The following is a 20,929-nucleotide window of genomic DNA, read 5'->3' on the forward strand; positions in this document are numbered from 1 at the left end:
TTTGGCCCCGGGCTCGGTGCGGTCCGGGCACGGTGCGGTCCCGGGTTCGGTCCGGGCACGGTGCGGTCCCGGGTTCGGACCGGGCAGCGTCCGGAACGGAGTGCTGAGACGTTACTCCGCTATGCCGGGTTCAGGCCGTGGCTGCGCAGCCAGGAGAGCGGGTCGATGGCCGAGCCGCCCGAGGGGCGCACCTCGAAGTGCAGGTGCGGTCCGGTGGAGTTGCCCGAGTTGCCGGAGAACGCGATGGCGTCGCCGGCCTTGACCGTCGTACCTGAGGGCACCTGATAGCTGGAGAGGTGGCAGTACCACGTCTCGGTGCCGTCCTTCGCGGTCACGATCATCATGTTGCCGTAGGCGGTGTTGTACTGCGTGCGGACCGTGCCGTCGGTCGCGGCCATCACCGTGGTGCCGTAGGACACGGGGAAGTCGATGCCGCTGTGCACGGACATCCAGTTGATGCCGGCCTGGCCGTAGTAGGCGCTGAGGCCGTGCTGGGCGACCGGGAGCGCGAACTTGGGGCGCAGCCGCTCCTTGCGGGCCGCCTCCTCCGCCGCCCGCCTCTTCTCCAGGGCCTGCTGGGCCTTGAGGTCGATGCGCTCCTGGGTCCGGCTGGCCCGGTCGGCGAAGTCGTCGGCGCCGGCGGCGAGAGAGGTGAGCTGGGTGTCCAGCGTGTTGTTGGCGGTCGACGGCTTGACCGGGGCGGCCTGCCCCGCGCCCGCGTCCGCCGCTGACGCCGTGGTCTCCGCGCCGTCGTCGCCGGTCAGACCGCCGACGGTGGCCGCCGCGACACCCGCGACGCTCATCACGCAGGCCGACGGCACCGCGATGGTCATCAGCGCCGAGCGCTTGGCGGGCTGGCGCCGTCGGGAACGGGAGCCGCCGCGGGAGGCGGCGCGTGCGCCCGGGACGCGTGCGGCCGGGGTGACGACCTCCTCCTGGTCCTCCAGGAGGGCCGTGACGGTGGGGAGTTCGCCGGTGGCGGCCAGCCCGTCGTCGCGTGAGCCGGCGTCCGGGCCGGGGTTCTCGCCGGTGGGCGGGGTGTCGGCCGCGGGGGTGTCCGGCGTCTCGGACGCCTCGGCGGAGGCGTCCGTACCGGCCGAGTTCCACTGGGTGGCGTCGTAGGCGCCGGTGTCGAAGGTGCCGGCGTGGAAGGTGCCGGTCGTGAACGAGCCGGTTTCGTAGGCGCCCGTCTCGAAGGTGCCGGCCTCGAAGGTGCCGGTCTCGAAGGTCTGCGTGCCCCAGTCCCACTGTTGGGTCCGGTCGGCGGGGTTGCCGGACTGGTCCGGCTGTGCCCAGGCGCCCGTGTCCCACTGCCCGTCGGCCTCGACGCTCGCCGCCTGCGGCGGCACGGAGGGGAGCGGCTGGTACTCGGCCGCCCAGGCGGTCGTGTCGTAGTCGCCGGTGTCGTACGCCGCGCCGTCGTGGGCCGTGTGGTGCTGGGCCGCGTAGGCACCGTGGCCGACGGTGGGCACGCTGCCGGTGGACCACTGGGTGGCGTCGTAGGAGCCGCTGGTGTCGTAGGCGCCGGTGTTCTGGCCCGGGAGACTGCCGAAGAGCGGATCCGCGTCGAAACTCGCCGTGGCGGTGACTCCGGTGGAAAAACCAGTGGAGTCGTAGCCGCCGTACGTGGTGAGGTCGCCGTACTGGGCCTCCCCTGTGCCGTACGACGCGTAGGGCGCCGGGTCGGCGTCGGAAGCCGAGGCCGGGGTGGTCATGGTCCCCGACGGGTGACGGTCGTTCACCAACTTCTCTTTCGCCTCGACAACAGGGGCTGCCAGAGCAGTGCGGCGACTGTACCCGGCGGTATACGGGCACGACAATCTTCGTCAGGTTTCGCGCGCGCAGGAAACGGGCAATCGGCCGTGTTTTGGGGGACGGCGGACGCGAGTTTGGCTTTGAGTTCGACGGCTGTTCGAATATGACCGGGTCGTGGCGGCGGGGTTTCGCTGCCCAGGGGGCGGTCGGGGCGTTCGGGGGAGCGGGGCGCTCGGGGGGCCGGGGCGCTGAGGGCTCAGGCGACCGTGAGGCCGCCGGCCCGTCCGCCCGTCCCGGTGTCCGCCTCCGGTTCCACGGTGTCCAGGGCCTCGCGGATGCCGGTGGCCACCGCGGGGTGCACGGGCAGGGCCAGGTGCCCGATGCCGCTCACCCGGACGTTCCGCACGGTCAGGTCCGGGTGGTCCAGACAGGCCGTCTCGAGCGGGTCCATCACGCGGTCCAGGTCGCTCCAGAAGCTGACGAACCGGGTACGGCAACCGGGTGACGGCCGGGTCAGCTCCTCGATGACCGCCGAGCCGGGGCGCATCTGGCGCACGATGGGGTGCGCGTTGGCCAGCGGGACCACGCGGGTCCCGGCGTGCGGGGTGCCCAGGGTCACCAGCGTCCGGACGCGCAGGTCCCCGCCGAGGCGCTGCACGTAGTACCGCCCGATCAGTCCGCCGAGGCTGTGCCCGACGACGTCGACCCGGTCGCTGCCCGTCCGCTCACAGATCTCCTCGATGTGCCGGCCGAGCAACTCGGCCGCGGTGCGGATGTCGCAGGTCAGAGGGGAGTAGTTCAGTGACTCGACCTGCTGCCTGCCGTGCTGGGCCAGGCTGCGGCGCAGGAGCAGGAAGACCGAACGGTTGTCGATGAAACCGTGCAGCAGGACGACGGGGGGCTTGGCGCTCGTGGGGAGCCGGGGCGCGGGGGGCGAGGTCCCGGCGTCGGGCGGCGCCGGGGACGGGAGGGCGCAGGCGGAGCGGCGCTCCTGCACGATCCCCGACGGATACAGCAGAAGGTGCCCGGCGAGGATCGCGACCTCGAGGGCGCTGGCCTTCAGGAGGTTCATGGAGAGACCGGTCAGCCGGCCAGGGAGGGCCGCCAGCCCCGACAGCCCCGACAGCCCCGGCAGCCCCGGCACACCGGGGAGGCCGGAGAGTCCCGGCAGTGCCGGCAGGGCGGGCAGGAGACGCTGACAGACCGGGAGAAGGGGCAGTGCTGCCGTGGTGACCTTCATGGGCCGACCTCCTGTCGGCACGCGCGGGAACGCCTCTGTCCCCCGTGTGCCCTCATTGGAGAGGCGCGACACCAGTGATCGGTGATGTTTGCGAGGTATGCCTGAATGGATGCGCCGAAAGTGACACACAGGCTTGCTGTGCTTGCCGTGCTCGGTGAGTCCTGTGGTGTCGGTGATACGACGACGAGGTCCTGCTGCCGTCCCGGCCCTGCCCCGCTGCGGCTCTCCGTACGCGTGTGGCCGCCGCGCCCCGGGAACGGTGCGTGGCGGACGTGTCCCACCGTGTGATTTCCCCCTCTGTATCCACCGCGAAACTGCCGGTTGCGGGATGCTGGCGATAACGTTCGTTCACTTCCCCGGACGACGTGGTGCGGGGTGTCCGCGCCGGTGACATGTGCGGTACTTGTCGGTACGGATGGATGTAGTCGCTTCATGGAGGCAGTGATGGGTGTGGCAGCCGGTCCGATCCGCGTGGTGGTGGCCAAGCCGGGGCTCGACGGCCACGATCGCGGGGCCAAGGTGATCGCGCGGGCGCTGCGCGACGCCGGTATGGAGGTCATCTACACCGGGCTCCATCAGACACCGGAGCAGATCGTGGACACCGCGATCCAGGAGGACGCCGACGCGATCGGGCTGTCCATCCTCTCCGGTGCCCACAACACGCTCTTCGCCGCCGTGATCGAACTGCTCAAGGAGCGGGACGCGGCGGACATCCTGGTCTTCGGCGGCGGCATCATCCCCGAGGCGGACATCGCCCCGCTGAAGGAGAAGGGCGTCGCGGAGATCTTCACCCCGGGCGCGACGACGGCGTCGATCGTGGACTGGGTGCGGGCGAACGTGCGCGAGCCGGCGGGGGCGTAGCCGACCGCCCCACGGAGCGGGCAGCGACGGGCCCGGGGGACGACGGCGCGCTGAGGTGCGCGGTGCGACGGGCCGGTGGAGCGATGCGGCGCCGCGGCAGTGGAGTGCCGCGGTCCGGTCCGGTCCGCGTACCGGCCCGAGCGCGAGCCCGCTGGGTCCGCACGGCGACCGCATCGTGACCGTCCGCTACACCGCTTCCAGCTCCTCGGTCATCGCCGCACGCAGCCGCAGGGTCGTCACGAGCCGTTGGAACGCCTCCGCCCAGTAACCGCCGGCCCCCGGTGACGCGTCCTCCGGTTCGTCCGGTATCGCCAGCAGGCCGTCCAGGCGTCCCGCCTCCGAGGGGTCTAGGCAGCGCTCGGCCAGCCCCATGACCCCGCTGAAGCTCCATGGGTAGCTCCCGGCGTCCCGGGCGATGTTGAGCGCGTCGACCACCGCACGCCCGAGCGGCGGGGCCCACGGCACGGCGCACATCCCGAGCAGCTGGAAGGCCTCCGACAGGCCGTGCGTCGCGATGAACCCGGCCACCCACTCGGCCCGTTCGACGGCGCGCAGCGTGCCGAGGAGTTTGGCCCGTTCGGCCAGGGAGACCGCCCCCGGCCCGCCGGCCTCGGGCGCCGTGGGCGGTCCCAGCAGCGCCCTCGCCCACGCGGCGTCCCGTTGCCGCACGGCGGCCCGGCACCACGCCGCTTGCAGGTCCGCGTGCCAGTCGTCCGCCACGGGCAGGGCGACGATCTCCTCGGGTGTCCGGCCGCCGAGCCGGGCCGGCCAGGTGCCGAGCGGAGCGGCTTCCACCAACTGGCCCAGCCACCATGCGCGTTCACCACGTCCGGAGGGCGGGTGGGGCGCGACGCCGTCCCGCTCCATGGCCGCGTCGCACTCGTGCGGTGCCTCCACGGTGATCACCGGTGGGTCCGACGCGCGGTCGAGGGACACGCAGGTCGCCGCACGCGCCGCCATCCGTGCGGCGAGCGCCGATTCCGGCAGAGCCGACAGCAACTCCGCGGCGGTCGCCCGTACGTTGCGGCTGCGGTCGGTCAACGCCTGTTCGAGGAAGGGCTCGTCCGCCGGCTCCAGTCCCGTCCGCAACGAGTCGAGGAACATCAGCCGGTCCTCGGCCCGCTCCGTCGCCCACGTCGAGGTCAGCAGCGCGCGGGCTGCCCCCGGGTCCCGGGCGCGCAGCGACGTCAGCAGCGCCACCCGCTCGGCGAACAGGCCCTCGTCCCACAGCCGCCGCACCCGCTCCGTCTCGTCCGGGCCGGGCGCCGCGCTCCCGCCGCCCGGCGTCGCGCGCAGGGCGAACCGCCAGTCCGGGTTGAGACGGGCCAGCCACAGGGCGCGCGGACCGGCGAAGGCCAGCGCCGCCGGACGCAGGTCCGTACGTCCCCGTGCCGCGTCCAGCAGGGCCGGGACCATCTGGGGCGGCGCCGCGTACCCATGGGCGTTGGCCGCGGCCAGCCACTGGGGCAGCAGCTCCATCAGGTCGGGCGCGGTGCCCCGACGCCCGCCCGCCGTGCCGGGCCGGTCGGTGAGCAGGGTCGTGAGCCGGTGGGCGGCCGCGGTGGGCAGGGGCGGGCGGGGGTCCTCCGGAGCCGGTTCCGGGAGCCGGGCGGCGGGAGCCGGGCGGAGCCCGGCGCGTCTGCGGACGGTCTCGGCGGCCGCGGCGTCCAGCAGCGCCGCCGGTGCGTGCCTTCCGTGCGCGCCCACCGGGGGAGTACGCCGGTCCGTCCCGAGCAGCGCGGAGGTGACGAGGTCGTCCCAGAGTCCCGACTCGGGCGGCACGGTGATCGGCTCGGTGGCGGGTGTCCTGGTCATGCGGTTTCCCTCCGGTTCCGTCGCGTGGGGTCAGGTCAGGGACACGGCCTGTCCCGGTCCGGCCGACCAGGCGGTCAGGGGCGTGAACCCCCGGTGGCCGCACTCGCCGAAGACCTGGACGGGCACTCCGCCGGACAGGGCGACGAGGCGCCACAGGCCCGCTCGGTTGCCGAAGGCCGGGGTGAGCGGCAGCGCCGTTTCCCCGGACGCGTCCGCCAGTTGCCAGGAGTCGCCGTCCGGCACCGGGACGACCTGTTCCAGCGTCACCGGCACGGACTCCAGCCAGGGATCGTCACGCAGGGCCCTGCCGTAACGGGCGAGCGCCTGGGATGGCGTGACGCCCTTCGGCCGTATCTCCACGGGCGCGGGCGGCGCGAACCGTTTGCCCAGTGCCGCTCGCCGCCGGCCGCCCCCCGGATACGTCGACAGCTCCGCGTCCAGACTCAGTCCGACGGGCAGCGTCAGCTCCGGGGCCCGGCCCGCGGCGCCGTAGGAGAGGAGCAGCGCGGTGCGGCCCGTCTCCGTGCCGTACAGCCAGACGCGACGGGTCGTCAGCCGGGCGTCCACGCTGTCGTACTGGGCGAGGATCAGCCATTGGTCCCGGACCGCCGGACCGTCCGCCGTCGCCGGCAGGCCGACGCGGGTGCGGACCGTCGCCGCCAGGTCCTCCGGCAGCCGGTCGCGCCGCAGCCAGCCCTGGTCGAGCAGGTGGAGCAGTGCGCACTCCTCCAGCAGCCGGACCGGCCAGTCGGGTCCCGAGGACGCTGTGGAACCCAGTTCCCGTACACGCGAGGCGAGGCCCGGGGCCTGGGCGTCGACCATCCGGGCCGCCGTCTCCTCCCACCACGCGTATCCCGTCTGCTCCACCTCGGCCAGGCCGCCGCGCAGCAGGTCGGCCAGCCGTTGCTCCAGCTCCGTCGCGCCCGCGGTGATCCGCTCGGCCCGCCGCTCCGCGCGGCGCCGGGCGGCCACCGGATCACGGGTGCGCGGGACGGAGCCGGACGGGTCCCCCGCCGTCCCGGTCGCCGCCTCCGCCCCGGCCGCCCCCGTCTCAGCGGTCTCCGTCTCAACCGCCTCCGTCCCGGCCGCCTCCGTCTCAGAGGTGTCCGCCCCGGCCGCCGTCTCCGCCTCCGCGTCCTCCCGTCGTCGGGTGACCCACCGCTCCGCCCAGGCCGGCGGTTCGCCCTCCGGGACCGCGCCGTCTCCGCCCGCCCACAGCAGCAACAGTCCGAGCGCGTGCTTGCACGGACACCTGAGGCTGGGGCAACCACACGTGCACGCGGGCCCGGACGCGTCCGCGACGTCGACGACCGTCCGGTACGGTCCGCCGCCACCGCCACCGCCTCGGCACACTCCCCACACCGTCCCCCCGTCGGTGCTCCCCACCTCCGACCACGGACCGGCTGTGGCGAGCCTGCCGGCCGCTTCGCGTGAGGCCGCGTCAGGTGCCAGTGCCAGCACCTGGTCCGCGGTCCAGCGCACCCCCTGCTGAGTCATGCCATCGAAGGTAGATCCCACCACTGACAATCGAGTCCGGTCGTTCATTTCCGCAGGTCAGAGCGATTGTCAGTGGCGTGGTGCACCGTGGACGGCAGATCGAACCGGCCGAGCTGGAGGGGGAATCAGCCATGCCTGTGTCCGTGGCGACGACGACCGTCGACCCGAGCCGGGACGGGGGCGCGTCGCGCCCGGTGTCCGGCGCGGACGCCTTGCGGCCGCACGCCGAGGAGGCGTTCGCGGCCGAGCTGGCCGCGCTGGCCGCGCAGGACGACCGACCGCGTCCGCCCCGCTGGAAGCTGTCGCCGTGGGCGGTCGCCACCTATCTGCTCGGTGGCACCCTGCCCGACGGGACGGAGATCTCTCCCAAGTACGTGGGCCCGCGCCGCATCGTCGAGGTGGCCGTCAGCACGCTCGCCACCGACCGTGCCCTGCTCCTGCTCGGCGTGCCCGGCACCGCGAAGACCTGGATGTCCGAGCACCTGGCCGCGGCCGTCAGCGGCGACTCGACCCTGCTGGTGCAGGGCACGGCGGGCACCCCCGAGGAGGCCGTCCGCTACGGCTGGAACTACGCGCGGCTCCTGGCCCACGGCCCCAGCCGCGACGCCCTGGTGCCCAGCCCCGTCATGCGGGCCATGGCGGACGGGACGACGGCCCGGGTGGAGGAGCTGACCCGTATGCCCGCCGACGTGCAGGACGCGCTGATCACGATCCTGTCGGAAAAGACCCTGCCGATACCGGAGTTGGGCCAGGAGGTGCAGGCGGTCCGGGGGTTCAACCTGATCGCCACCGCCAACGACCGCGACCGCGGGGTCAACGACCTCTCCAGCGCCCTGCGCCGGCGTTTCAACACGGTGGTGCTGCCGCTGCCCGAGACCACGGAGGCCGAGGTCGAGATCGTCTCGCGCCGTGTCGACCAGATCGGCCGCTCCCTCGACCTGCCGGCGGCGCCGGGCGGCATCGACGAGATCCGCCGAGTCGTCACCGTCTTCCGGGAGTTGCGCGACGGACTGACGAGCGACGGGCGCACGAAGGTGAAGTCGCCCAGCGGCACGCTGTCCACCGCCGAGGCCATCTCCGTCGTCACCAACGGCCTGGCACTGGCCGCCCACTTCGGGGACGGGGTGCTGCGGCCCGGCGACGTCGCCGCGGGCGTCCTCGGCGCGGTCCTCCGTGATCCGGCCGCCGACCGCGTCGTCTGGCAGGAGTACCTGGAGACGGTCGTCCGTGAACGCGACGGCTGGACGGACTTCTACCGGGCGTGCCGGGAGGTGAGCGCATGACCCGCACGCGGACGTGGGAGGGGACGTGGACGGTCGTCGCGGCGCCGGGCGGCCCCACGGACGACGAGGACTCGTCCTGGGCCCGGAGGCGAGGGGGACGGCGTGGCGGGTACTGACACCCTCGGGAGCGGACGACCGGGCGCACCCGGAGGCCAGGGGGCCGGCGGGACGGCGGCGACCGGCGGCGGGCCCCTTCTGCTGGGGGTGCGGCACCACGGCCCGGGATCGGCTCGGGCGGTCCGTGCGGCGCTGGAGGCGGTCCGGCCGGGCATCGTGCTGATCGAGGGGCCGCCCGAGGCCGACGCCCTCGTCGCACTGGCCGCGGACGCGGACATGCGGCCGCCCGTCGCGCTCCTCGCCCACGCCGTGGACGAACCCGGCCGCTCGGCCTTCTGGCCGCTGGCCGAGTTCTCCCCGGAGTGGGTGGCGCTCCGCTGGGCCCTGGAGCACGGCGTGCCGGCCCGCTTCATCGACCTGCCCGCCACGCACACCCTGGCGTGGCAGGCAGGGGGTGGACCGGACGGGCGCACGGAGCCGGGCGGATCGGGGGATTCGGGCTCGGGTGGTCCGGGGGAATCGGCCTCGGGCGAGCGGGACACGGGGGAGGAAGCCCGGGGGGACCGGGGGGACCGGGGGGACCGGGGGGACGAGCCCGGCGGTGCCTCGGCCGCCGTCCGGGACGACCCGCTCGCCGTGCTCGCCGGGGCGGCCGGCCACGACGATCCGGAGCTGTGGTGGGAGGACGTCGTCGAGCACCGGGGAGTCACCACCGAGGGGGCGGGGGACGTGCTCGCACCGTTCGCGGCACTCGAGGAGGCCATGGCGGCGCTGCGGGAGACCGAGGAGCCCGGCGGGCGCGACCGGGACCTCGTACGGGAGGCGTACATGCGGCTCCGGGTGCGGGAGGCGGAGCGCGAGTGCGACCGGGTCGCCGTGGTCTGCGGGGCCTGGCACGTGCCGGCGCTCCGCCGCAGGGCCGCCGTCAGCGCCGACCGGGCGCTCGTGAAGGGGCTGCCCCGGATCAAGGTGGACATGACCTGGGTGCCCTGGACCCACCGCAGGCTGTCCCGGGCCGGCGGGTACGGAGCGGGTATCGAGTCACCGGGGTGGTACGGACACTTGTTCAGCGCGCCGGACCGGCCCGTGGAGCGGTGGCTGACCAGGGTGGCCGAGCTGCTGCGGGCGGAGGGCCGGCTCGTCTCCTCGGCGCACGTCATCGAGGCGGTGCGGCTGGCGGAGACCCTCGCGGCGCTGCGCGGCCGTCCGCTGCCGGGGCTGAGCGAGACGACGGAGGCCGTACGGGCGGTGATGTGCGAGGGCTCCGACGTCCCCCTGGCCCTGGTGCGCGACCGGCTGGTCGTGGGCGACGTACTGGGCCGGGTGCCCGCCGGGGCGCCCGCGGTGCCGTTGCAGCGGGACCTCACCAGGGCGCAGCGGCGGTTGCGGCTGAAGCCGGAGGCGGCGGAGCGGGAGCTGGAGCTGGACCTGCGCAAGGAGACCGACGCGGGCCGGAGCAGACTGCTGCACCGCTTGCGGTTGCTCGGGATCGGCTGGGGGGAGCCCGCCGTCTCACGGGGCAGCACGGGGACGTTCCGCGAGACGTGGCGGCTGCGGTGGGAGCCGGAGCTGTCGGTGCGGGTCGCCGAAGCCGGGGTGTGGGGCACGACGGTGCTCGCCGCCGCGACCGCCAAGGCGGAGGCGGACGCCGTCGCCGCCCGGACCCTCGCCGAGGTCACCGCGCTCGCCGAGCGCTGCCTGCTGGCCGAGTTGCCGGACGCGCTCCACCCGGTGACGCGGATACTCGCCGACCGCGCGGCGCTCGACACGGACGTCGGCCACCTCGCCCAGGCCCTTCCCGCCCTCGTCCGCGCGCTGCGCTACGGCGATGTGCGCGGCACGGGCGCCGACGCGCTGGCCGGGGTCGCCGCGGGCCTCGCCGAACGCGTCTTCGTCGGCCTCCCCCCGGCCTGCGCCGCCCTGGACGCCGACGCGGCCGAGGAGATGCGGCGGCACGTGGACGCCGTACACGGCGCGGTGGGGCTGCTCGGCGACGCTTCCGGTCACCGTCTCGGTGCCGGCCGGAGCGACCTGCGCGGCCGTTGGCGGGGCGTGCTGCGGGTGCTGTGCGGGCGGGACACGGTGCCCGGGGTGATCCGGGGGCGTGCCGTTCGGCTGCTGCTGGACGACGGCGCGCTCGCGCCGGACGAGGCGGCGCGACTGATGGGGCTGGTGCTGTCCCCGGGGACACGGCCGGCGGACGCCGCGGCCTGGATCGAGGGCTTCCTCGGCGGTGGTCCGGGCGGCGGCCTGCTGCTCCTGCACGACGAACGGCTGCTCGCCCTGGTCGACGCCTGGCTGACCGGGGTACCGGCGGAGGCGTTCACGGACGTACTGCCGCTGTTGCGGCGCACGTTCTCGGCGTACGAGCCGGGAGCCCGCCGCGGCATCGGCGAGTTGATCAGGCGTGGGCCCGAAGGGCGGGAGCGTGCGGCCGCCGGGCCCCGCACACCCGGATTCGCGACCGATCTCGACGCCGGGCGGGCCGACGCGGTGCTGCCGGTGATCGGGCTGCTCCTCGGCCTGCCCGCGCGTGCGGAAGCCGACGACCCGGTGGGAGTGGACGCATGACGACGAAGCCCGTGGACGCCGAGGCGGCGCAGGAGCGGCTGCGGCGGTGGCGACTGGTGCTCGGCGGCGACCAGGCCGACGGCACCGGCTGCGCCCTCTCCGGACCCGACGCCGCGATGGACGGGGCACTGACCGCGCTCTACGGCAAGGGGGCGGCACCGCGGACGGGACGGGAGCGGGCCGGGGGACTGGGAGCCTCCGCGCCGGCCGTGGCCCGCTGGCTCGGTGACATCCGGACCTACTTCCCCTCGTCCGTCGTCCAGGTCATGCAGCGGGACGCGATCGACCGGCTGGGCCTGGCCACACTCCTGCTGGAGCCGGAGATGCTCGAGGCCGTGGAGGCGGACGTGCACCTCGTCGGCACGCTCCTCTCCCTCCACCACGCGATGCCGGACCGGACCAGGGAGACCGCGCGCGCCGTCGTGCGCAAGGTGGTCGAGGACCTGGAGCGGCGGCTCGCCGACCGCACCCGGGCCACCCTCACCGGAGCCCTCGACCGCGGTGCCCGGGTCAGCCGGCCCCGCCACCACGACATCGACTGGGACCGCACCATCGCGGCCAACCTCAAGCACTACCTCCCCGAGTACCGGACGGTCGTGCCGGAGCGGCTGATCGGCCACGGCCGCGCGTCGCGTGGGGTGAAGAAGGACGTCGTCCTCTGCGTCGACCAGTCGGGCTCGATGGCGGCGTCCGTCGTCTACGCCTCCGTGTTCGCGGCGGTGCTCGCGTCCCTGCGGTCGATCAGCACCCGGCTCGTCGTCTTCGACACGGCGGTGGCCGACCTCACCGACCGGCTCGACGACCCCGTCGACGTGCTGTTCGGCACGCGCCTCGGCGGCGGCACGGACATCAACCGCGCGCTGGCGTACTGCCAGTCGCAGATCACCCGGCCCACGGAGACGGTGGTGGTGCTGATCAGCGACCTGTACGAGGGCGGCATACGGAACGAGATGCTCAAGCGGGTCGCCGCGATGCAGGCGGCCGGGGTGCGGTTCGTGACGCTGCTGGCCCTGTCGGACGAGGGGGCGCCGGCGTACGACCGTGAGCACGCGGCGGCACTCGCCGAGCTGGGCGCGCCGGCCTTCGCCTGCACGCCCGAGCTGTTCCCGGAGGTGATGGCGGCGGCGATCGAGAAGCGGGCGCTGCCGATACCCGAGGCCGGATGACGACATGTCGACCCGGGCGGTCCGATTCCTTCCGTCAAAACCGACATGACTGGTCGTCGGCGGAGACAGGCTTGCGTGACCCACGGAGGTCCGTGCGAGGATCGCGCGTCGTATCGATGTGCCGTTCGATGCGCTGTTCGATGCCGGCGTGGCCCGGTGTGCCGGACGTCGCGCGCGAACCGTCCCGCCGCACGGAGGAATCGCTCCCCCTTGACCTGGTCAGCAGTTGTGCCCGAGACCGCCTGGCGCGTCGTGCGCACGGCGGCGGGGCGGCGTGCGCTGCACGTGATGCTGCTGATGAGCGGAGTGTTCGTGCTGGGGGTGCTCTGCGGAGAGCGGGCACAGGCCGCCGAGGGCGTTCCGTCTCCGAGGGACGTCACCGGGCAGGTCGTCGCCGTCGCCCCGGAGCACTCACGTGAGGAACCGGCGGCCTCAGCCACAGCAGTCCGGAAACCGTCGGCCTCCCCTCAGGGGCCGGAAGGCGACCGTGGCGGTCAGGACTCCCCGGCCGTTCGAGAGGCCGAGGCGGGCGGGTCCGGACTTGGGCTGCGTCCCGTGGCCGAGGGCCTGGCCGAGGGTGTCGTACGGCCCGTGGAGACCCGGGTCGTGCGTCCGGTCGCCGACGTGGTGGAGAAGGTGACGGACGGGCTCGGGGCGGTCGCGCGGGCGGAGGTTCCGCCGCTCGAAGCGCTGACCGACCCGCCCGCCCTGCCCTGTTCGCCCGGCCTGCCCCGTTCGCCCGGCCTGACGGCCCCGTCCGGCCTGCCGGTCCCCTCCGGGCTGACGTCCCCCTCCGACCTGACCGGGCTGCCCGGCCGGCTGGTGCCCACCGGCACGCTCCCGCAGACCCCGCCGCCGAGCACGCACCCGGCCCTGCCCGCCGCGCCCGAAACCGCACCGGGCGCCGCACCCTCCGGAGCCACCCCCGAAGCAGACCGCACCCGGGCGGCCACGGGCCCGGCGACCGTCGCCTACGGTCCGCTGCCCGGCGCGTCCGGCACACGGTCGACGACACACGTAGCCGTCGACCGCACCGCGCCCGCGCCCGCCGCGGCCACCCCGGACCCCGCCCGCCAGGCACCCACCGGTGACCCGGACGGCTCGCTGGGCACCGGAGCCGGCGCCGATCACGGCACCCCGCGGCACGGTGACGCACACGCGGTCACCCCGCATCACCGGATCGCGTTCCGACTCGTCCCCGGCGCCCTCGCGCGCGCCGAGGCGGCGGGGACGCGGGACCGGTACCGGGACATTCCCGTCTCTCCCGCCTAGGGCCGTTCCTCCCTCCGCCGCAGACCCGCCGTGCGGGGGCGGAGAGGTCTGCCCGCCGTCCGGGACACTCCACGTCCACGTCCACGTCCTCCGACGACGTAGCGGACGAGTCTCCGGACGGACCGCGCCGGCCGCCGTTCCGCGTCACCGGTGCACGGTCCGCCCGCAGCGGCGACCGCGGTGGCGCGACACCGGCCAGGCGCCCGGAAACCGGAAATGTCCCCAGCTTCAAGCTCATCGAAGGACCTGACGTACCCATGAACAAGAACATCCGCCGTTCCCTGGTCATCACCGCCGGCGTCACCGGCGCCTGGGCACTGGGCTCCGCCGTGGCCAGTGCCGACGAACTGCCCGCCGCCCCGGTGTCCGTCCCCGACGTCGTGACCGACACGGCCGCCGCCCCCGCCGTCACCGTGGCCGACACCGCTGCCACCACCGCCGTCACCGCCACGGTCGCCGACGCCGGCCTCGCGACGGACGTGGCCCCGGCCTCCGTCGCGGCCTCGGTCACGGACCCCGCCTCCGCCTCCGACACCGACGTCGTCCCGGCCCTCGACACCGCCCCGGTCCCGGACGCGGCCCCCGTGACGGAGGCGACCACCGGCGACATCGACTACCTCTTCGGCCCCCTCTCCGCCTTCGCCCCGGACCTCGACCGGACCGGGACCGCCGTACAGGAGTCCGCACAGGAGTCCGTGCGGGAGACGACCGACGCGGTCACCCCGCCCGTCGCCGGGCAGGCCGTGTCCGGAGCCGTGCCGATCGTGGAGGCAGCCGTCGCGGACGCCCGGCCGTACGCCGCCGGGCTCGCCGGTGAGGCCACCGGCGACACTCGGGACGCCGTTCTGCCGCCGGTCGCGAACACCGCCGTGGACGGCGCCGTGCCCGTCGCCGGACAGGCCGTCCGGGACGCGGGCGCGCTGGCCGACGGCGTCGTGGGCGACGTGCGTCCCTTCGCGGACGGGGTCGTCGGGACCGTGCCGCCGCTCGCGCAGGGCGTGACCGGACACGTCGGGGCGTTCGCCGAGGGCGTCGACGGAGCCGTGCGGCCGGTCGTCGAGGCCGTGACCGACACGGTGCGGCCGGTCGCCGGCGGCGTCGGCGACAGCACGACGACGCTGGCGTACGGCGTCGCCGCCGAGGCGGCCCCCTTCGCGCACGGCGTCACGGGGCAGACCGCCCCCTTCGCGCGGGACCTGACCGGCACCGTCCAGGAGACCCGGGCGGCGGACAACGCGGTCACCGGCGCGGAGCACCTCGCCCGCTCCGTCACCCCCTCCTACGCCCAGGACGTCCTGGACGTCCAGGACGGCGCCTACGGCGCGCTGGGCAACCCCTACGGCGTCTGACACCGGCACCCGGCCCGGGTCCTCGAGCCACGGACCCGGGCCGGGTACCGGTTGCGAACCACGGGCTTCGCGGAGCGCGCGGCCCCGGACGGCCGGGCCGAAAGCCGTCGGTCCCCGTCCGGCCGCCACTCCGCGGACCGGGCCGGCCGGTCCCCATTGGGGTGGGGACCGGCCGCCCGCACCCCGGACGCCCGCCTCCGTGCGGGCCTCCGGGGCGTTCCACGGGCCCCACCGGGTCAACCCCAGCCCGGTGGGGCCCTCCCTCGCCGACCGGGTGCTCGCGGGACGCTCACCGGAGCCCCGCCGTCGTCTCCGTGCCCCCTCACACCCGGCACCGCGTGCCAGTGAGCGCGGCATCATGTGACAGGCATCACCGCTCAGGTGTGACTCACGATTTAGAGACCCCCCGCAAGCGGCGATAACCTGCGAGACGGACATGCCGCGCGCTCGGACACCGTGTGCGCCTCCCTTGTGACTCACGGCGGACGTCACGTTGCCCTTCGCGGCACGCCCACGCATCCAACGAACCGCGAGATCACTGATAGGGACGGAAGCGCGTGGACCTGTTCGAGTACCAGGCGAGGGACCTCTTCGCCAAGCACGATGTACCGGTGCTGGCCGGTGAAGTCATCGACACGCCTGAGGCGGCGCGCGAGATCACCGAGCGTCTGGGCGGCAAGTCCGTCGTCAAGGCCCAGGTGAAGGTCGGTGGCCGCGGCAAGGCCGGTGGCGTGAAGCTGGCCGCCTCGGCGGACGAGGCCGTCGCCCGCGCGACGGACATCCTCGGGATGGACATCAAGGGCCACACGGTCCACAAGGTGATGATCGCCGAGACCGCCCCCGAGATCGTCGAGGAGTACTACGTCTCCTTCCTCCTCGACCGTGCCAACCGCACCTTCCTCTCCATCGCCTCCGTCGAGGGCGGCGTGGAGATCGAGGAGGTGGCGGCCACCCGTCCGGAGGCCGTCGCCAAGACCCCGATCGACGCGATCGACGGTGTGACGCCCGAGAAGGCGCGCGAGATCGTCGAGGCCGCGAAGTTCCCGGCCGAGGTCGCCGACAAGGTCGCCGACATCCTGGTCAAGCTGTGGGACACCTTCATCAAGGAGGACGCCCTCCTGGTCGAGGTCAACCCGCTGGCCAAGGTCGCCTCCGGCGACGTCATCGCCCTCGACGGCAAGGTGTCGCTGGACGACAACGCCGAGTTCCGTCACCCCGACTTCGAGGCTCTCCACGACAAGGCCGCGGCCAACCCGCTCGAGGCCGCCGCCAAGGAGAAGAACCTCAACTACGTCAAGCTCGACGGCGAGGTCGGCATCATCGGCAACGGCGCGGGTCTCGTCATGAGCACCCTCGACGTCGTCGCGTACGCCGGTGAGAAGCACGGCAACGTCAAGCCCGCCAACTTCCTGGACATCGGTGGCGGTGCCTCCGCCCAGGTCATGGCGAACGGCCTGGAGATCATCCTCGGCGACCCGGACGTCCGCTCCGTGTTCGTCAACGTGTTCGGCGGCATCACCGCCTGCGACGAGGTCGCCAACGGCATCGTCCAGGCGCTGAAGCTCCTCGAGGACCGCGGCGAGAAGGTCGAGAAGCCGCTCGTCGTCCGCCTCGACGGCAACAACGCCGAGCTGGGCCGCAAGATCCTCACCGACGCCAACCACCCGCTGGTCCAGCGCGTCGACACCATGGACGGCGCGGCCGACAAGGCCGCCGAGCTGGCCCACGCCGCCAAGTAAGCACTCAGGACGAGGACACCAACACACCATGGCTATCTGGCTCAACAAGGACAGCAAGGTCATCGTCCAGGGCATGACCGGCGCCACCGGCATGAAGCACACCAAGCTCATGCTCGGCGACGGCACCAACGTCGTGGGCGGCGTGAACCCGCGCAAGGCGGGTCAGTCCGTGGACTTCGACGGCACCGAGGTACCGGTCTTCGGCACCGTCAAGGAGGCCATCGAGAAGACCGGCGCCAACGTCTCCGTCATCTTCGTGCCGGAGAAGTTCACCAAGGACGCCGTCGTCGAGGCCATCGACGCCGAGATCCCGCTGGCCGTCGTGATCACCGAGGGCATCGCCGTGCACGACTCGGCCGCCTTCTGGGCCTACGCGGGCAAGAAGGGCAACAAGACCCGCATCATCGGCCCGAACTGCCCCGGCATCATCACCCCGGGCCAGTCCAACGTCGGCATCATCCCGGGCGACATCACCAAGCCGGGCCGCATCGGCCTGGTCTCGAAGTCCGGCACGCTGACGTACCAGATGATGTACGAGCTGCGCGACATCGGCTTCTCGACCGCCGTCGGCATCGGTGGCGACCCGATCATCGGCACCACGCACATCGACGCGCTCGCCGCGTTCGAGGCCGACCCCGAGACCGACCTGATCGTCATGATCGGCGAGATCGGCGGCGACGCCGAGGAGCGCGCGGCCGACTTCATCAAGGCCAACGTGACCAAGCCGGTCGTCGGCTACGTCGCGGGCTTCACCGCGCCCGAGGGCAAGACCATGGGCCACGCCGGCGCCATCGTCTCCGGTTCGTCCGGCACCGCCCAGGCGAAGAAGGAGGCCCTGGAGGCCGCCGGCGTCAAGGTCGGCAAGACGCCGACCGAGACGGCGAAGCTGGCCCGGGAGATCCTGGCCGGCTGAGCGCCCGCACACGCGCCGAGCGCACGGCGCACAGCACCACACCGAGTGGGCCCGCTCCCGTCAGGGAGCGGGCCCACTCGGCTTACGGCGGTGGCTTACGGCGGTGGCGTCGTCCGGTCCTGGCCCGCCCGTACGACGGCACCGTCCGGGCCGAAACCGGTCTCACTCGGCCAGCGGAGTCAGCCGCTCCGGGCCGTCCTGCATCTGGTCCCGCAGCTTCTGCCGCAGCTCCAACTGCTCGTCCGACAGCGATCCCGGCGCCACCCTGGGCGGCACCCCGCGCACCGTCTCGCCCGGGGAGACGGGCGGTTCGTAGTGCGTCGGCGCGGTGCGCAGGGTCAGGGCCGTCGTCCCGATGAGGGCGACCGTGAAGGCGATCGCCGCCCGGGTCAGGTGGCGCGCCCTGCGTTCGCTGCCCAGGCGCACCGTCGGCGGTCGGGCGGCCCGCAGCCGTTCCGCGGAGGCCAGCTCGGCCAGCCTCCGGTGCAGCACCTGCGGGTCGGCCAGTTCGGGCAGCCGGTCGGCGAGGGCCTCACGGGCCCGCATCAGCCGGTTCGCCGCCGCGGGGGTGCTCGCCTCCGTCTCCGCCGCCGTCTCGGGCAGGTCCAGCCCCACACCGTCGTACAGCAGGAGGGTGCGGCGGTGCGGCGGCGGGAGTCTGAGCAGGGTGTTCAGCAGGGTCCGGTCGCCGGGGTCGGCGGGCGGCGGTTCGGGGTGCCGGTGGCGCAGCCGGAAGCGGTGCCAGGGCGAGAGCGCGTACTCGTACGCCGCCGCCCGCACCCAGCCCGCGGGGTCCGGGTCGCGGGCCACCTCGGGCCAGTTCTCCCAGGCGATCTGGTAGGCCCGCTCCACCGACTCACGGGCCAGCTCGCGGCGGCCGGTGAGCAGGTAGGTCTGCCGGACGAGGGCCGGGGCGCCGAACTCGTACAGGGCGTCGAAGGCCTGAGCGGGGGTCAGGGCGCCCGGTGCGGACGCCGCCTCCCCGGCCGACGGTCCGGAGTGCGGTCGCGTGGGTGCGTCCGGGTGCTCCGCCGCCTCCGGCCGCCGCTCCGACTGCTCCGACGGCGCGTCCCGCCGGGGCGTCTCCCCCCGCCCTGCCGACTCCCCCCGCCCCGCGGGCTCACCCCGTTCCCGCGATCCCTCAGCCCTCTCCGCTCCCTCTGCCCCCTCTGCTCCCTCCGGTCGTTCCTCTCCTGCCGATGCCTCTTGTTCCGTGGGCTCGTCCTGTTCCCGCCGGCCTCGTTCCTCCAGTGGCTCGGCGGGCAGGACGAGGCTGTCGGGGGCCCGGTCGGCGGTGCCCGGCGTCCCGGGCCCCACGGCCACGTAGACGGGCACCGGAGACTGTGCCGTCTCGGGTTCCGGCGTGAGGGACGGCCTCGCCCGCCGCGCCGCCGCCTCCTCGGCCAGCGTGTTCAGCAGCTTCGCGTACGCCTCCCGTTTGCGGCCGCGCGGCGTGCCGCGGCCGGACTCCCACGCACGGACCGTGTCGCGGGTGACACCCACCCGGGCCGCGAGCTGAGCCTGCGTCAGCGCGGCGGACTCACGCAGGCGTCGGCGTGCCTTGGGGGGAGGGAGCGGGGATGCGGGGCTCCGTGTCACAGGGTGCCCCTTCGTACGAAAAAGTACATAAACATATATTGAGCGACACAGCGGAGCTTCGCCTGTTACGCCGGGAAAGCGCGTGTCGTTGGGAGCATGGCGGACGTGATGCAGACGACCGCCCGCCCTGCCCCGCTCTCCCTGCTGCGCACCCGGTGGCGCGACCGCTCGCCGGGACTGGCCGCCGGTCTCCTGGGCGGCGCGTTCGCGGCGGGGCTCGGACTGGCCTCCTGCGCCGTGCTGGTGACGGTGCTTTGGGTCAGCTCGCCCTACCCCGACAGCGGGCCCGGCGGCGCGCTGCACGTCGCCGCGGCGCTCTGGGTGCTGGCGCACGGTGCCGAACTGGTGCGCGCCGACACGCTCTCCGGCACCCCAGCGCCGGTGGGCGTCACCCCGCTGCTCCTGCTCCTGCTGCCGGTGTGGCTGCTGCACCGCGCGGCCCGGGACGCCACGGACCCCGGGGACGGGGTGGGTGTGGCCGTGGGAGGCGGTGCGAAGCCGGGGGTCGGTGTGCGTGTGGGCGGGGGCGGCGGCCTCCGGGACGCCGGGCCGCCGCCCGTCTCCGCGCGCAACGCCTGGTCGGGTGTCGTGCTCGGCTACCTGGCCGTCGCCACGCCCGTCGTGCTGTACTCGGCCGGCGGCGCGCTGCGGCCCTCCTGGGGGTGGGCGGCGGTGTGCCTGCCCCTGGTCACCATGGGCGCGGCGGGCGCGGGTGTGTGGACGGCGTTCGGCCGTCCGGGCGGCCCGGTGGGCCGGGCGCTGCGCGTACTGCCCCGCACGCTGCGGGAGCTGATCGTGGAGCCGGACGCGCGCCTGGGCGCCGCCACGCGCGCGGCGGGCGCCGGTGCGGCGGTGCTCGTCGGAGGTGGTGCGCTGCTGCTCGCGGTCTCGCTCGTGTGGCACGCGGCCGCCGCGCAGGAGGCGTACCTGCGGCTGACCGAGGGATGGGCGGGGCGGTTCGCCGTACTGCTGCTGTGTCTGACGCTGGTGCCGAACGCGGCGGTGTGGGCGGCGGCGTACGCCCTCGGCCCGGGTTTCGTGCTCGGTACCGGGCACGTCGTGGACCCGCTCGCCTCCGCGCCGGCACCGCTGCTGCCGCCGTTCCCGCTGCTGGCGGCGGTGCCGGACCCGGGTCCCGGTACGCCGCTGCACTGGGCGTCCGGGGCGGTGCCGCTGGTGGCGGGAGGCGTGGTCGGGTGGTTCACGGCGCGGGCGGCGACGGCGGGTGCGGGACGGGAGCGGGTGCCGGGCCCGCGGGGAGTGCCGGCGGGTGGCGAGGGCGCCGGTGTGTGGTCGTGGCGGCGGACCGTCGGCGCCGCGGTCGTGGCCGCCGTGCTGTGCGCGCTGCTCGTCGCCCTGCTGGCCGCGCTGGCGGGCGGGCCGCTCGGCAGTGCCGCCCTTGCCCGGTTCGGGCCGGTGTGGTGGCAGGTCGGGGGCGCGGTGCTGGGCTGGATCGGGGCGGTGGCGGTGCCCGTCGCGGTGGTGGTGCGGGCGTGGCGGGGGCGGGGGTCTGCCGCGGAGGCGCGGGCAGCGACGGGGACGGAGGCACCGGAGGCGCCGGGGGCGGTGGACGAAGGCCGGGCCGGACGTCGGTGGGGTTGGATGCCGTTGCCGTTCACGGGGCGGCGTGCGCGGAGCGGGGGAGCGGGGGAGGAGCGGGCGGACGAGGACCCCGTGCCGTTCGGGCTGTACGACGGGGACGGCGGCGGGGGCGGTGGTGGTGTCGGCGGCAGTGGCGCCGGTGTCGACTCGCCGTACGATCTTCTGCCGGTCGACGCTCCGGCGGAGCCGCCGCGGACGCCGTGAGCGGGG

Annotated in this window: 14 protein-coding genes; 9 read left to right on the forward strand and 5 right to left on the reverse strand. The window is 74.6% G+C overall.

Going from position 1 to position 20,929, the window contains the following annotated elements; translation table 11 throughout:
• Positions 1-119 precede the first annotated feature (119 nt).
• Both ACFZP7_RS21460 and ACFZP7_RS21465 read right to left on the reverse strand, forming a co-directional pair.
• Positions 120-1,742, reverse strand: a complete 1,623-nt coding sequence (locus ACFZP7_RS21460; protein WP_385635261.1) for a peptidoglycan DD-metalloendopeptidase family protein — start codon at positions 1,740-1,742, stop codon at positions 120-122.
• A gap of 269 nt (positions 1,743-2,011) precedes the next feature.
• A complete protein-coding gene (locus ACFZP7_RS21465) occupies positions 2,012-2,995 on the reverse strand; it encodes an esterase/lipase family protein (protein WP_385635263.1) in 984 nt (327 codons plus the stop codon).
• A gap of 444 nt (positions 2,996-3,439) precedes the next feature.
• On the opposite strand from ACFZP7_RS21465, the gene ACFZP7_RS21470 reads away from it, so the two are divergent.
• On the forward strand, positions 3,440-3,856 hold the full coding sequence (locus ACFZP7_RS21470; protein WP_019329998.1) for a cobalamin B12-binding domain-containing protein: 417 nt from the start codon (positions 3,440-3,442) through the stop codon (positions 3,854-3,856).
• Positions 3,857-4,042: 186 nt separating this feature from the next.
• Here the strand turns inward: ACFZP7_RS21470 and ACFZP7_RS21475 are convergent, their stop codons facing one another.
• Positions 4,043-5,671, reverse strand: coding sequence for a DUF5691 domain-containing protein (locus ACFZP7_RS21475; RefSeq protein WP_385635265.1), 1,629 nt, complete (start codon positions 5,669-5,671; stop codon positions 4,043-4,045).
• Between the two features lie 30 nt (positions 5,672-5,701).
• Positions 5,702-7,168, reverse strand: coding sequence for a hypothetical protein (locus ACFZP7_RS21480; protein WP_385635267.1), 1,467 nt, complete (start codon positions 7,166-7,168; stop codon positions 5,702-5,704).
• A 131-nt stretch (positions 7,169-7,299) separates the two neighbouring features.
• On the opposite strand from ACFZP7_RS21480, the gene ACFZP7_RS21485 reads away from it, so the two are divergent.
• From ACFZP7_RS21485 to sucD, 7 genes are all read left to right on the forward strand, one after another.
• Entirely contained in the window at positions 7,300-8,451 is a 1,152-nt protein-coding gene (locus ACFZP7_RS21485; protein WP_385635269.1) for an AAA family ATPase, read from the forward strand.
• A gap of 102 nt (positions 8,452-8,553) precedes the next feature.
• Positions 8,554-11,079 (forward strand): DUF5682 family protein, encoded by a 2,526-nt coding sequence (locus tag ACFZP7_RS21490; protein WP_385635271.1) that lies wholly within the window; start codon positions 8,554-8,556, stop codon positions 11,077-11,079.
• Positions 11,076-12,245 (forward strand): VWA domain-containing protein, encoded by a 1,170-nt coding sequence (locus ACFZP7_RS21495; RefSeq protein ID WP_385630675.1) that lies wholly within the window; start codon positions 11,076-11,078, stop codon positions 12,243-12,245. Before ACFZP7_RS21490 ends, ACFZP7_RS21495 begins: the two co-directional genes overlap by 4 nt.
• 210 nt (positions 12,246-12,455) lie before the next feature.
• On the forward strand, positions 12,456-13,517 hold the full coding sequence (locus ACFZP7_RS21500) for a hypothetical protein (protein WP_385635273.1): 1,062 nt from the start codon (positions 12,456-12,458) through the stop codon (positions 13,515-13,517).
• 257 nt (positions 13,518-13,774) lie between these two features.
• Entirely contained in the window at positions 13,775-14,866 is a 1,092-nt protein-coding gene (locus ACFZP7_RS21505; protein WP_385635275.1) for a hypothetical protein, read from the forward strand.
• Between the two features lie 557 nt (positions 14,867-15,423).
• Positions 15,424-16,605, forward strand: coding sequence for an ADP-forming succinate--CoA ligase subunit beta (gene sucC / locus ACFZP7_RS21510; protein ID WP_019330005.1), 1,182 nt, complete (start codon positions 15,424-15,426; stop codon positions 16,603-16,605).
• Between the two features lie 28 nt (positions 16,606-16,633).
• Positions 16,634-17,518 carry a succinate--CoA ligase subunit alpha gene (sucD, locus tag ACFZP7_RS21515; RefSeq protein WP_019330006.1) on the forward strand — a complete coding sequence of 295 codons (885 nt, stop codon included), beginning with the start codon at positions 16,634-16,636 and terminating at the stop codon, positions 17,516-17,518.
• A gap of 162 nt (positions 17,519-17,680) precedes the next feature.
• Here sucD and ACFZP7_RS21520 read toward each other — a convergent pair whose 3' ends face one another.
• The gene (locus ACFZP7_RS21520) at positions 17,681-19,117 is read right to left on the reverse strand and encodes a helix-turn-helix domain-containing protein (protein WP_385635277.1); all 1,437 of its coding nucleotides are present in this window, start codon (positions 19,115-19,117) and stop codon (positions 17,681-17,683) included.
• A gap of 96 nt (positions 19,118-19,213) precedes the next feature.
• On the opposite strand from ACFZP7_RS21520, the gene ACFZP7_RS21525 reads away from it, so the two are divergent.
• The gene (locus ACFZP7_RS21525; RefSeq protein ID WP_385635278.1) at positions 19,214-20,923 is read left to right on the forward strand and encodes a DUF6350 family protein; all 1,710 of its coding nucleotides are present in this window, start codon (positions 19,214-19,216) and stop codon (positions 20,921-20,923) included.
• The last annotated feature ends 6 nt before the right edge of the window (positions 20,924-20,929 follow it).

Source organism: Streptomyces sp. SudanB5_2050 (genome assembly GCF_964272335.1).
Classification (GTDB): domain Bacteria; phylum Actinomycetota; class Actinomycetes; order Streptomycetales; family Streptomycetaceae; genus Streptomyces; species Streptomyces rochei.